The following is a 13,402-nucleotide window of genomic DNA, read 5'->3' on the forward strand; positions in this document are numbered from 1 at the left end:
TAATTGATATGGCTCAAGATCTCCGGAATCAGGGTTAACCCTAGGTTCGGTAGGAAGCTTAGTTTCTGCGGATTAGATTAATTGGAACTGGGCAAAAAGGTATTGCTGTAATCCATTTCCCTTTCCCGGACGCGGGCTTTAAAACACGCATCAAAGTCGGGGGTCCCTACCCGCAAGCCCACTGCGGTGCAATCTGCTTGAGCAGCCGACTGGACCGTGCCGCAGGCTGATAAGCCAAAAGTGCTGGCGAGAGCCAATCCAGCAATCATCATTTTTGTTGTCATCGTTTGAGTCTATCACCTAAACCAGTTGCTTAACTAACAGCACTGATCCCGCAAATAACAAAATGCTGCCATAGGCCAATTGCATATGATGAATACTCAAGCGTCGATGCGTTTTTGAGCCAACCCAAAGACCAATCACCATGCAGGGCACCAAAAATAATGCGAGGCCCAAAACCTCCCAGTTCAATATCAGGCCTGTTACCAACATAAAGATGAGGCGCAAAAATACAAAGATCAGAATGGCAAACGCCATAGTTGCGCGTAAGGTGTTGGGCTGGTTAAAACGCATCGCTAAATACGATGCATAGATGGGTCCGCCCGTGGCAAACAATGCTGTAAAAATGCCACCAGCGATCCCAAAAGGCATCGACCAATACTGCGAGATGGTGTGCATGGGTGCCGATTTTTTCTTGGTTAAAACTCGCAAGCCATTAAATGCGGCAAAGGCGCCCAAGGTTATCAACAAGGGCTCTGGTGGAGCCTTCAAGAGCAAGGTGATACCAATCACCATGCCAACAAAACTGAAAGGTAGTAACCAGATGAGCTCTTTCTTATCGGCTGCATCAAAGGACTTTGTGCCCAAATAGAATGCCGCACACAGATCGAGTATCACCATAATTGGCACAACAACCTGTAGAGGGAAGAACAAAACGAGTACCGGTACCGAAATAATCGATGACCCAAAACCGGTCACTCCAAAAATGAAGTACGCCACCAGCACGATTGTGCAAGCGGCAATAAATGAGACGGGGCTAATTAACTCAAAAATAAATGTACTTTGTTGGTGTTATTTTTTACTGCCCAAGGATACGCCCAGTGGAATACCCTCTTGATCGGCACTGACCGCCTTAGATGCTCCTATGGTAATTCGTTCGGCTAAATTGGGCTGCTGTGCAACCATTAACTCTTTGGCGCGATTGGCTCTTGCGCTAGCCAACTGCAATAGCTCGGCATCGCTTACCGCATAACTTTCGATTAGCTCATTGCGCAGTTGCTGATAGCGCGCCTCATTGTCAGGCAGTGAAATCAAACGCTGCGCTAATTTAATTCGGCCGACTTGTTGCCCATACGCGGATTTCACTCCAGATTGAACCCGAGGGTCCGAAAGACTGGGGATAGGGAGAGGTTCTTGAGGACTCAATTTAAATCCAGCAGCGTTCAAAATGGCGCGATCAGCACGCGCCCTAGCTAAGGCTGCCTTATCGGCATTGGGATCATAGGCGCCAACAAACTCAATCGTGGCATGGGGGCGTTTTACTAAGACCCCTGCTAATTTATCGAGTTTCTCTTGGTCAACTGGTAGATAGGAACTCTCACCCAATACCGCATGAATCGGTGTGTCACTTTGAAGGCCTAATAAGGATGCCAATGCCCGAAACGGTGCGGTAACAATATTGGTGAGGACGGTACGAATCGCTTGCCAAACGAGACCCGTTGCGGAGAACTCGGGAGAATCAACATTCCCTTTGATCCCCAGTGAAATATCAATCACATTGTCGGAGTCTTCCAATAATGCAATCGCTAGGCGCAAGGGTAAGCGCCGACCCTGAAAATTAGGTACCTCTTCCCCGAGTTCAATATTTTTAATAACGAAACGATTTTGACCAACCAGTTCAGCGTCTTTGGCCTTGTAGTTCAACATGAGATCTAAACGTCCATCTTGAATGGCGTACCCAGCGTATTTCATGAAATACGCATTGGCAGTTTTCAGGGGAACGTTCTTAAATTCAAATGACACATCATGATTACGCCGCGGGTCTTCAAAGGCGGCCTGCCCTTTTGCACGGAAGCTGCCGCGATCCGCAATCAATCCATCCAGAGCAATTGCAGCATAGCGGCCTGGAACATTACTCACGCCAAGTAAGGAGCCATTGAGTTTACGAATATCCGTTTCTAACTGCGGAACCACGGCTAAATCCGCAAAATGCACAATACCATTTCGTAATTTGATGGCCTTAATGTCAAGTTCAAAATTTGATGGCTTTGCTTCTGCTGCACTTTTCGGTGACTCTGAAGCTGGAGCTGGGCTTGGGGCGGATTTAGAAAACATTCGACGAATGTTGGAGAACCCTTGCTCATCAAGGTCGTACTTAAAGTCGGGTTGATCAAACAGAATCTCATCAATTGTGAGCGATGTTTTGCCACTCGCTAATTTACGAAGATCGATTTGCTTGAGATCGGCTTGGCGCCATTTCATAAAGGGCTGCCGTGGCTTACCTTCGGTGATTTCAATATTCTTGAGACTTAACTCACCCACGGCTGACCATATCCCTTGGCGAGTTTGATATTCCAATTTGCCAGCCATGACACCCGAGTTGGTCTGCAAAGGATTGTTAGCTGGCAACAAAGTAACGATTGGGGTCACAGACAGGTTATCGATGGCCACATCAATCTTAATTAAATTTTGTTTAGGCTCTAGATGAAAAAGGAAATCCAATACGCCCGCATCAAGTTTGAGGTTTAGCTTGGCTGCAAGCTGATCGGGCTCTGGACTGCTAATTCCTCCGGATGCCTGAACCCTGTCAAACACCACCATCTTATTGAGCGATGGAATCAGCACATCAACTTTGCCCAAATCGAGCTCATACAAGCCCTCCACACCTGGCTCATCGGACGCTGGTCGATAATTACTGAGCTGCTTAAGATTTAGAGAAAACGGCCCTAGGTCATCGGCAAACTTGGTTTGCCCATCGCGAAACTGAAGACGCGCCCCTTGAATTCCGAATTGATCAACGGATACTTTGATTGCTTTTGATTTGGTGGGCGTCGATGGAGATTTTTGGGCATTGATCGTCTCAATCAATTGCATCCAGTTCCACTTCGCTCCATCGCCATCTGGGCGCTCCACCAAGACGGATGGATTTGTGAGTTGCAGGTCACGAATCCCCAACTCGCCGGTTATTAATTTGCTCCAGTGCAAACGAATCAGGCCAGCATCTAATGCGAATAATTGCTTCCCCTGAATCTGTTGAAGGCGAAGGCCCTCCACCCGAGCAGTTAATTGAAAGGGTTTGACGCTAATGGATTGAATCTGAACCGAATAACCTAGTTGCTGGCTATATTCCTCAATTTGCTTTTTGATCCAAGTAGGCGCCCAGGCGCTACCAATGATCCAAAAAGCACTGGCCAAAATTGCCAGTACCGCACCGAAGATTAGAGAAATACGAAGGGATCGATTACTGGGCAATCGCATCAATTTGCAACTAGCCCCAAAAAATCTTTTTCATCTCCGGCGACCCGATAACCGATTGCAAGCTCATAAATGTGAGGTAAGGCAACACAATTAACCAATAGATCAAACTCAGTGCCAGTATATGGATGGGGTCACCGTTTCCGAAATTGGCTAAAGAGCTAATAAATCCTCGGTGATGAACCCAACCCTCCATACCGGATTCAAGCGCACTGAGCAAAATGACCACGCCGAGATAAACCAACGAACGTGACAGGATCTGCCCAATGAGGGGCTTATCACGCTTACTCTCGATGGGATACAGCATCTGACCCATGAGCATGAACTTGGCACACAACAATGCTTTCACTAAAGCCAAGCCAATATGGATATAGGGAAATCCTTGCAAGCGCTCAACCGAGAAACTTAGAAATGCAAGCGCGCAGAACCAGATTGAAAAATAGATGAACAGGATCAGCATTTTTTTGATCTCTTCACCAAGCCGGTTTTTGTTCACATGAGGCTGCATACAGATAATTTAACTGAATGATCTGAAAGCTAAAGAGTAGATCGCAATTTAAAGCGATTCATTGCTATTTGGCGGAGAGGGCGGGATTCGAACCCGCGGTAGGCTATTAACCTACACACGCTTTCCAGGCGTGCGACTTAAACCGCTCATCCACCTCTCCGAAACCGTCCATTATACGGTTCGAGGAGTGGCGGATGATTTCTATTGCTTTTGTGACGCTTACAGCGACTTCTTTAATTGCTCCAAGATCGCTGGATTCTCAAGCGTGGAGGTATCCTGTGTGATGTCCTCGCCCTTGGCAATCACACGCAAAAGTCTGCGCATAATCTTTCCAGAACGGGTCTTTGGCAAGTTATCACCAAAGCGCACATCCTTTGGTTTCGCAATCGGACCAATCTCTTTACCCACCCAATTACGTAACTCGGTGGCAATCTTCTTGGCCTCCTCCCCTTCGGGTCGCTTACCCTTCAGAACCACGAAAGCGCAAATTGCTTCACCGGTCATATCATCAGGGCGCCCTACAACAGCAGCCTCGGCGACTAGCGGATTGGCAACGAGAGTTGATTCAATCTCCATAGTGCCCATACGATGACCTGATACGTTCAAAACGTCATCGATGCGGCCAGTAATGGTGAAGTAGCCGGTATCTTTGTTCCGAATCGCACCATCACCTGCCAAGTAGAGTTTGCGACCGAACTCATCTGGGAAATACGCTTTCACAAAGCGATCGGGATCACCCCAAATCGTCCGAATCATGGATGGCCAAGGACGCTTTACTACCAAGATACCGCCCTGACCATTAGGCATATCGTTACCCGTTTCATCCACAATCGCAGCCATAATGCCAGGCAACGGTAAGGTGCAAGAACCCGGAACCATAGGGGTCGCACCAGGCAATGGGCTAATCATGTGACCACCGGTTTCGGTTTGCCAGAATGTATCAGCAATTGGGCAACGTGAGCCACCGATGTTCTCGTAGTACCACATCCAAGCCTCTGGATTAATCGGCTCACCCACCGATCCCAAAAGACGTAATGAGCTGAGATCGTAATTTTTGGGGTGCACACTTGGATCCGTATTCGATGCTTTGATCAAAGAGCGAATTGCGGTGGGTGCCGTATAGAAAATCGTGGCTTTGTGTTTTTGGATCATCTCCCAAAAACGGCCAGCATTCGGGAAGGTTGGTACACCTTCAAACACGATTTGTGTACCACCGACAGCTAATGGGCCATACGCAATGTAGGAGTGGCCAGTAACCCAACCAATATCGGCCGTGCACCAAAAAACATCGCTTGGCTTAATATCAAAGGTCCACTTCATTGTGAGGATGGCCCACAGCAGATAACCGCCAGTCGAGTGTTGCACACCCTTTGGCTTGCCGGTTGAGCCCGAGGTGTACAAAATAAATAAGGGATGCTCAGCGCTCACCCACTCTGGATCACAGGTTTTTGCTTCGCCTGCAGTTACTTCGTGCATCCATGAATCAAGGCCGGCCTTAAACGGAATGTTGCCGCCCGTGCGCTTGTAAATAATGACGTTTTTAATGTTCTCGCAACCACCGAGTGATAGCGCTTCATCCACAATGGTTTTTAGAGGCAAGGCCTTACCGCCACGCATTTGCTCATCAGCGGTAATCACGGCAACTGCACCGGCATCGATGATGCGCTCTTGCAAGGATTTGGCAGAGAAGCCTCCGAATACCACGGAGTGTGTGGCGCCAATGCGGGCGCAGGCTTGCATGGCAATCACTCCCTCGACTGACATCGGCATATAAATGATGACGCGATCGCCCTTTTTAATCCCGCGTTTGCGCAAGGCATTTGCTAATTGACAAACGCGATCATGCAGCTCTTGATAGGTGACGTTAGTTACTTTGCCATCATCCGACTCAAAAATGATGGCAGTTTTGTTCGCATTGCCATTTTGCAAATTACGATCAAGGCAGTTGTATGAGGCATTGGTTGTGCCATCTTCAAACCATTTATAAAAAGGCGCCTTCGACTCATCGAGCACCGTCGTGAACACTTGCTTCCAATAGAGATTCTCTTTGGCTAAGCGCCCCCAAAATCCCTCGTAATCTTTCTCTGCTTCTGCGCATAACTTTTTGTAAGCGTCCATTCCTGAAATGGCGGCGTTTTTTACAAAATCAGCGGGTGGATTAAAAATCCGGTTTTCTTGCATTAATGGTTCCATACGAATAACACCCTCTCTAAAAACTTATAGTGGCAACACAACAAACAATCGGTCTATCGTTTCATATGACGATAAGTGAATTAAGTCCTGATTTGCCCTATGGCAAACCCTTAAAATGCTCATTTCATTCCACTTTTTGAAATATTCCTATGCCTACGATACGCCAAGACGACCTGATTCAAAGCATTGCGGACGCTTTCCAGTTTATTTCCTACTACCACCCTCGGGATTTCATTCAAGCCATGGGGCGTGCATACGAGCTTGAACAAGGCCCAGCAGCAAAAGATGCGATTGCTCAAATTTTGACCAATAGCAAAATGTGTGCCGAGGGTAAGCGACCAATTTGTCAGGACACCGGGATTGCAGTGGTCTTCCTGAAGGTGGGTATGAATATCAACTGGAGTGGCGCCACCATGAGTGTTGCTGACATGGTCAATGAGGGTGTGCGGCGCGCTTACATGAATCCTGATAATCCATTGCGCGGTTCGGTGCTCTTAGATCCAGCAGGCAAGCGCAAAAACTCGGGTGATAACACGCCTGCGGTGATTCATTATGAGATCGTGCCAGGTGATGATCTTGAGGTGATCTGCGCAGCCAAAGGTGGCGGCTCGGAGAACAAAGCGAAGATGGTGATGCTCAACCCATCCGACTCCATTGTTGATTGGGTGATGAAAACTGTTCCCACCATGGGTGCTGGCTGGTGCCCTCCCGGCATTCTCGGAATCGGAATTGGTGGAACACCTGAGAAAGCAGCCTTGCTTGCTAAAGAGTCGTTGATGGCACCCATTGATATTCAAGAGCTCATTGCTCGCGGCCCCAAGAATCGCATTGATGAGTTACGTCTTGAGATCTATGAAAAGGTCAATCAATTAGGGATCGGCGCTCAAGGACTTGGAGGTCTAGCAACGGTTCTCGATGTGAAGATCATGGACTATCCCACGCACGCCGCCTCCTTACCAGTGGCAATGATTCCGAACTGTGCGGCGACACGGCATGTTCATTTTCATCTCGACGGTAGCGGTCCAGCTCATTTTGATATTCCATCGCTCAAGGACTGGCCTGCGGTTGCTTGGCAACCAGATACCAAGCAATCCAAACGAATCGATGTCAATGCGCTAACGCCCGAGGAAGTGGCCAGCTGGAAACCGGGTCAGACCCTATTACTGAATGGCAAGATCCTCACCGGTCGTGATGCGGCTCACAAACGGATTGCCGACATGCTGGCCAAAGGCGAGCCATTACCCGTGAGTTTTAAGAATCGCGTGATTTATTACGTGGGACCTGTTGATCCCGTGCGTGGTGAAGCGGTCGGCCCAGCAGGTCCAACGACTGCCACTCGAATGGATAAATTTACCGAGACGATGCTAGGACAAACCGGCTTAATCGCAATGATTGGTAAAGCAGAACGCGGTCCTGTAGCGATCGAGTCCATCAAAAAACATCGCTCTGCATATCTCATGGCGGTGGGCGGCGCAGCCTATTTAGTATCTAAAGCGATTGCCCATGCGAAGGTGGTTGCATTCCAAGATTTAGGTATGGAGGCCATTTACGAATTCGATGTAGTCGATATGCCAGTGACTGTGGCAGTTGACTCTCAAGGGATCTCCATGCACGAAACGGGTCCCAAAGAATGGCAAATGAAAATTGGCAAGATTCCAGTGAGCGTCGCTTAATAGACTGACTGGTAAGCAACCTTGGCAACGATCGGTGTATTTGACTCTGGGGTTGGTGGTTTATCCATTTTGGATGAGGCACTCAAGCAATTACCCCGGCATCATTACATTTACTTAGCCGATTCTGCCAACGCGCCCTACGGAGAAAAATCCGCCTCATGGATTGCCAAGCGCAGTTTGCAGATGTGTCGCTACCTGGTTGATCAAGGTTGCGATGCCATTGTGGTGGCATGCAATACCGCAACGGCAGAAGCGATTGCGCAAATCCGCTCTGAGCTTCAAATACCCATCATTGGTGTCGAGCCCGGTATTAAACCAGCAGCGATGCAATCCCAAAATGGCGTTGTAGGGGTGCTTGCTACGGAGGCAACGCTTAATAGCGATAAGTTCAATGCGCTCTTAGCAACATTACCCAGTCACTGTCGCTTTATTAAGCAATCGGGTGCCGGCCTGGTGCCGCTCATCGAGGATGGACAAATTGACTCTCCAGCGATGCGCACTCTATTACAAAAGCATCTGCAAGGTATTGTTGAGGCGCAAGCAGACACTTTAGTTCTGGGTTGTACGCATTACCCTTTTCTGAAAAACCAAATTAGGGAACTCATTGGTGCAGCCATCACCATCGTAGACACCAGCGATGCCGTCGTTCGTCAGTTGAGTCGGCAGCTTGAACAAAATGGCCTGGCTAAAGAAACAGGGGTCGTGTCATTAAAGTTGCTGAGCACTGCAAATGCAGATACATTACTCGCAATGGCAGAGCGTTTATTACAAACTTCTTTGTCACCCCGTAGCGTCGACCAACAATCATTGATGATTTGAGCATGGCCTCTGCAAGTCCCGCACATTGGCACCTTCCCTTCTCACGGGATGAGCGCATCATCATTGCTCTGGTGATTCTGGCGCACTTGTCACTAATCATTCCCTTTCAGTTTGGTTTAAGTCCCAAGCCGCCGGATTATCAAAATGACGAGCGCGTCATGGCAAATCTTCTGGCTCCAGAGGCGCCGCAAGCGCCCGCTAAGACAGCCGCACCCCCAGCCCCTAAGGTTCCAGTTGAGGCGCCCAAACCGACTCCCAAACCGCAACCCAAAAAACTTGAGAAGACCGAGTCTCCCGCACCAAGCCCAGCGCCCGCACCAAAGGCAGCGGCCGCAGCAGAGACCCCGCCCACTAAGGCTGCCGATAGCTCCCAAACAGCCAATGTTGCACCCCCCACTTCAGGCGGCGGTGTCAGTGGCACCCCCATCCAAACGGATATTGGCAAATTGGTGGTGGTCTATCAGCCCGACGCTGATCCGTATTACCCTTCATTCTCCAAACGGGCGGGCGAGCAAGGTGAAGTGGTGGTCAGGCTCATTATTAGTGAGTCTGGTGAGGTGGAAGAGGCCCGTTTATTACAGTCGAGCTCTTATCCTAGGCTTGATCGAGCCGCGATGGAAATTGGGAAGCGCTATCGATTTAAACCCTACACCATTAATGGCAGTCCCACTAAAATCTCAACCAATCTATTAATTAAATTCAACCTAAAGAGCCCCTAATATGAACAACGCGTTTGGCCTTCACCATCTTTGGACCCAAGGTGACTTCGTCACGCACTTTGTGGCTCTTCTACTCTTGTTTATGTCGATCGCGACCTGGGTCATTTTGATCAGTCGTCTGTGGGGATTACGTAATATCAAACGCCTCAAGGGTGAATTAGATTCCTTTTGGCGAGCCCGCTCCTTTGATGAGGGACTTAATAGCTTGAGTAATCATGCGATCAATCCTTTCTTTATGGTTGCAAAGACTGGCAACGAAGCTTCGGCGCATCATCAAAACCAAAGTGCTAGTCATCGTGAACTTTTTCAAACTCTTAATTACTCTGAGTGGATGGCGCGCAGTTTAAAAAATGGGGTTGATACCTCAACGGCACAGTTACAAAAAGGCTTAACTTTTTTAGCATCCACCGGCGCGACCGCACCATTCATCGGTTTGTTCGGCACAGTTTGGGGAATCTATCACGCCCTCATTGCAATTAGCAGCTCTGGAAGTGCTCAGATTGATCAAGTCGCCGGTCCGATTGGTGAGGCACTCATCATGACCGCCTTTGGTCTCGCCGTTGCGATTCCGGCAGTGCTTGGCTACAACACCATTAATCGTACCAATCGCTTAGTAGTTGCCGACCTCAATCGCTTTGCCAACGATCTCTTGGCCTACTTTGTCACTGGCGCGCGCGTTGCCCAGAAAGATTAATCATGTCCTTTAGTAATCCCTCAAACGATCAACAAGAAGACGGCATGATGGCCGAGATCAACATGACGCCCATGGTGGATGTCATGTTGGTTTTACTCATTATTTTTATGATCACCCTACCGGTCGTTCAACAAGCGGTGAAGGTCGAACTACCTAAAGCCAATAGTGTGCGCAATGAAGTAAAGCCTGAGTCGGTTCAGTTGACCATTGATGGCAAAGGCCAAATCTTTTGGAACAGCACACCCATCGACTTGGCAACCTTTACCGCGTATGCGGATAAAGCCGCTAAGAAAGACCCGCAACCCGAGATCAACTTACGGGCTGATAAATCGGTACGCTACGATGCGGTTGCTCAGGTGCTTGCCGCATCACGTCGGGCGGGCTTAACAAAATTAGGGTTTGTGACCGAGCCTGATTAATTGGGTTTGACTGTCTTACGCTCAGGCGGCGTGGTAATTGGATAACTGCGCTCCCAATGCGAGATAAAGTTTTTGTAATACTGCTGCGCTAATGGTGTCGATCGCAAAACAATCATGTTCTCAGCATTGCTTTTCTCAGCACTATTGGTGAAGTTATAACTCCCGGTCACGACAATCTCGCCATCAATAATCATCACCTTGTGATGAAAAATGCGGTGGGCTTTATTGCCTCGTACTGATACGCCTCCCTTAAGCAATACCGGGATCACATCAAAGTTATTGGCTGCTGTTGGCCCATCCTGAATCACCTGCACTTCCACACCGCGTTTGGCTGCTCTAGCAAGCGCGTCTGCAATCTCCAAATAGGTAAAGCTGTAGGTCATCACCTGAATACTTTTCTTGGCACCATCTAAATACCGAATTAATCCACGCGCAGCTCCCGTCGGAGGAGTAAAAAAGACTGCTAATACCTCGGCAGTTATTGGTGCATCCGCTTTTGCAGTTTCTCGCGTATTTTTAGTCGGCTCCGGATTAGCCCAAACGGATTGAACTAGAAAAAGCGCACTGAGAAGAAAGAGGATGTGTTTTTTCATGGGCTTGGTTGCTCAAAAATTCCGTTGTGCAAAAGATTTGGAATTCAGCAAAAATGCTTGTTCATCATGATTGAGATTAACAAACTTATATGAATATTCTCACAATTAGCAAAATTTGCATATTTTCATTCCTGACTTTTGGTTTTCATGTGCTCGCTCAGCCTGCGAAATCAACCATCCCGAGTCTTGAGGTGCACGGCATTCTTTGGGATCAGCATGAGATGACGATTGGCGAGGTCAAACGCTATGCCGCTGCGACTGGTTTTCAAAGTGCAGCGGAGAAAACCGGCGGTGGCACCTCCTATGAATTAGGCTTTGTGAAAAAACCCGGCTGGACTTGGCGTACGCCTTATGGCGTGGCAGCGGGTGATAATGAACCGGCCGTCCACCTCAATGCCTTTGAGGCCCAAGCAATCTGCGAATTCTTTGGCAAACGTTTACCAACGGATAAAGAATGGGTTGAGGCGGCATTCGTAGAGCAACGCAAATCCCCGCCGGCAGGTTTTCAGCGGGGGCAACGCTACCCCTACCCAAACGGTAGTACCCCCAAAGGTTCCCATTGCCTAAGTTCAGCCTGTGGGAACTACAAAGGCTTGGCTCCAGCTGGAAGTTTGCTCCGAGGCGATGGTCATGTGGCGGCTGGGACGACTCAGCCAGGCGTCAATGGCCTCTCGGATATGGGCGGCAATGTATGGGAATGGACGTCAACCAAAGTTAACAGTGAGCGCATTACCCGCGGGGCATCGTGGTGGTACGGACCAGAACAACAAATGGAGGGGAATGTAGCGACCAAGCCTGAAAACACAGTGGTGGTCTACATCGGATTTCGCTGCGTCCGAAATCCATGATTGGTGCCCGAGGCCGGAATCGAACCGGCACGCCCTTTTTATGAGCGGCAGATTTTAAATCTGCTGTGTCTACCGATTTCACCACTCGGGCAAACGCAATCCAATATTGTAATAAATAGTTTACGCATGGTGATGCGTCGCAACAATGAATCGCATATCGAATCGTATCACGAGCAGAGAACGGACCCTCACCGTACAGCCTTTAAAAATAACCATAAAGCCATGCAAACAAAGGGTTTACCCCATATATGATTCTTTCTAATAATCCTACAATTTCCTTCTGCTTTGTACGCAGTATTCAATCGTTATTAACTAGGAGATATGAATGTCCGAAACCAAAAAACAAGCACCACGTCGTAAATTTTTGAAAGGTGCAGCAGTCGGTAGCGCTGGAGCAGCTGCTCTTAGCTTCCCAATGATTTCTAAGGGTCAGGCAGCGCCACAAAGTTTGCGCTTCCAATCCACTTGGCCCGCAAAGGATATCTTCCACGAGTACGCACTTGACTTCGCGAAGAAAGTGAATGATATGACCGGTGGCGAACTCAAGATTGAAGTTCTTCCTGCTGGTGCAGTGGTTCCTGCTTTTGGTCTGTTAGACGCCGTTTCAAAAGGTACTTTAGATGGTGGTCACGGTGTGGTGGTTTATCACTACGGTAAGAACTCAGCCCTAGCGCTCTGGGGATCAGGTCCTTCTTTTGGTATGGACGCAAACATGCTTCTCTCTTGGCACAAATACGGCGGTGGCCAACAGTTGCTCGAGGAACTCTATAAAACCGTTGGCGCCAACGTGAAGTCCTATGTCTATGGCCCAATGCCAACCCAACCTCTCGGTTGGTTCAAAAAGCCCATCTCGAAGTTCGAAGATATGAAGGGCTTAAAGTTCCGTACTGTTGGTATCTCGATTGATATGTTCACTGCAATGGGCGTTTCAGTAAACGCTCTTCCTGGTGGCGAGATCGTTCCAGCAATGGATCGCGGCCTTTTGGATGCAGCTGAGTTCAACAATGCCTCCTCAGATCGTCAATTGGGCTTCCCAGATGTATCGAAAGTTTGCATGTTGCAAAGCTACCACCAGAATGCTGAGCAGTTTGAGATCCTCTTTAACGGCACCAAGTACAACGCCATGCCTGCGAAGCTGCGTAATATCCTTGACTATGCAGTAGAAGCGTCTTCTGCTGATATGTCCTGGAAGGCTGTAGATCGCTACTCTTCTGCTTATGAAGAGATGCAAGCCAAGCAAGGTGTTAAGTTCTACAAGACCCCTGACTCGGTATTGCGTGCCCAGCTCAAAGTATTTGACGAGGTGGTTGCCAAGAAGTCAGCCGAGAATCCAATCTTCAAGAAGATTGTTGACTCACAGCGTGCGTTTGCTAAGCGTGCTGTGAAATGGGATCTGGACACTAACGTTCAGCGCCGCATGGCTTATGACCACTACTTCACTCAACCTGCGAAGAAGGTTTAA

At 48.6% G+C, this 13,402-nt stretch carries 13 protein-coding genes and 2 tRNA genes; 7 read left to right on the forward strand and 8 right to left on the reverse strand.

From position 1 onward, the window contains the following. Positions 1–77: 77 nt before the first annotated feature. The 6 genes from AOC32_RS06970 to acs all read right to left on the reverse strand — a co-directional run bounded on the left by AOC32_RS06970 (position 78) and on the right by acs (position 6,175). Complete coding sequence (locus AOC32_RS06970) at positions 78–284, reverse strand: hypothetical protein (protein WP_108508772.1); 207 nt, start codon at positions 282–284, stop codon at positions 78–80. A gap of 16 nt (positions 285–300) precedes the next feature. Beyond that, positions 301–999, reverse strand: coding sequence for a sulfite exporter TauE/SafE family protein (locus AOC32_RS06975; RefSeq protein ID WP_159074916.1), 699 nt, complete (start codon positions 997–999; stop codon positions 301–303). A gap of 72 nt (positions 1,000–1,071) precedes the next feature. Continuing rightward, complete coding sequence (locus tag AOC32_RS06980) at positions 1,072–3,477, reverse strand: DUF748 domain-containing protein (protein WP_108508774.1); 2,406 nt, start codon at positions 3,475–3,477, stop codon at positions 1,072–1,074. Positions 3,478–3,487: 10 nt separating this feature from the next. Beyond that, positions 3,488–3,970, reverse strand: coding sequence for a hypothetical protein (locus AOC32_RS06985; RefSeq protein WP_159074917.1), 483 nt, complete (start codon positions 3,968–3,970; stop codon positions 3,488–3,490). 81 nt (positions 3,971–4,051) lie between these two features. After that, positions 4,052–4,142, reverse strand: a tRNA-Ser gene (locus AOC32_RS06990). A gap of 59 nt (positions 4,143–4,201) precedes the next feature. Further along, positions 4,202–6,175, reverse strand: a complete 1,974-nt coding sequence (gene acs, locus AOC32_RS06995) for an acetate--CoA ligase (RefSeq protein WP_108508776.1) — start codon at positions 6,173–6,175, stop codon at positions 4,202–4,204. A 149-nt stretch (positions 6,176–6,324) separates the two neighbouring features. Between acs and AOC32_RS07000 the strand changes: the two genes are divergently transcribed. Genes AOC32_RS07000 through AOC32_RS07020 form a run of 5 tightly spaced genes read left to right on the forward strand, consistent with a single transcriptional unit; the run spans position 6,325 to position 10,499 of the window. Next, the gene (locus AOC32_RS07000; RefSeq protein WP_108508777.1) at positions 6,325–7,848 is read left to right on the forward strand and encodes a fumarate hydratase; all 1,524 of its coding nucleotides are present in this window, start codon (positions 6,325–6,327) and stop codon (positions 7,846–7,848) included. 21 nt (positions 7,849–7,869) lie between these two features. Then, complete coding sequence (murI, locus tag AOC32_RS07005; RefSeq protein ID WP_108508778.1) at positions 7,870–8,667, forward strand: glutamate racemase; 798 nt, start codon at positions 7,870–7,872, stop codon at positions 8,665–8,667. A 2-nt stretch (positions 8,668–8,669) separates the two neighbouring features. Beyond that, on the forward strand, positions 8,670–9,386 hold the full coding sequence (locus AOC32_RS09905; RefSeq protein WP_108508779.1) for an energy transducer TonB: 717 nt from the start codon (positions 8,670–8,672) through the stop codon (positions 9,384–9,386). 1 nt (position 9,387) lies between these two features. Further along, entirely contained in the window at positions 9,388–10,080 is a 693-nt protein-coding gene (locus tag AOC32_RS07015; RefSeq protein ID WP_108508780.1) for a MotA/TolQ/ExbB proton channel family protein, read from the forward strand. Positions 10,081–10,082: 2 nt separating this feature from the next. Then, positions 10,083–10,499: an ExbD/TolR family protein gene (locus AOC32_RS07020; RefSeq protein WP_108508781.1), complete on the forward strand. Its 417-nt coding sequence runs from the start codon at positions 10,083–10,085 to the stop codon at positions 10,497–10,499. Here the strand turns inward: AOC32_RS07020 and AOC32_RS07025 are convergent. Beyond that, positions 10,496–11,092: a phospholipase D family nuclease gene (locus AOC32_RS07025; RefSeq protein ID WP_108508782.1), complete on the reverse strand. Its 597-nt coding sequence runs from the start codon at positions 11,090–11,092 to the stop codon at positions 10,496–10,498. The genes AOC32_RS07020 and AOC32_RS07025 overlap by 4 nt on opposite strands. Before the next feature lie 89 nt (positions 11,093–11,181). Here AOC32_RS07025 and AOC32_RS07030 point away from each other — a divergent pair, with 89 nt between their 5' ends. After that, a complete protein-coding gene (locus AOC32_RS07030; RefSeq protein WP_108508783.1) occupies positions 11,182–11,940 on the forward strand; it encodes a formylglycine-generating enzyme family protein in 759 nt (252 codons plus the stop codon). Between the two features lies 1 nt (position 11,941). On the opposite strand, the gene AOC32_RS07035 is transcribed toward AOC32_RS07030, so the two are convergent. Then, positions 11,942–12,031, reverse strand: a tRNA-Leu gene (locus AOC32_RS07035). Between the two features lie 234 nt (positions 12,032–12,265). Here AOC32_RS07035 and AOC32_RS07040 point away from each other — a divergent pair. Continuing rightward, a complete protein-coding gene (locus AOC32_RS07040) occupies positions 12,266–13,402 on the forward strand; it encodes a TRAP transporter substrate-binding protein (RefSeq protein ID WP_108508784.1) in 1,137 nt (378 codons plus the stop codon).

The organism is Polynucleobacter acidiphobus, assembly GCF_003065385.1.
GTDB classification, from domain to species: Bacteria; Pseudomonadota; Gammaproteobacteria; order Burkholderiales; family Burkholderiaceae; genus Polynucleobacter; species Polynucleobacter acidiphobus.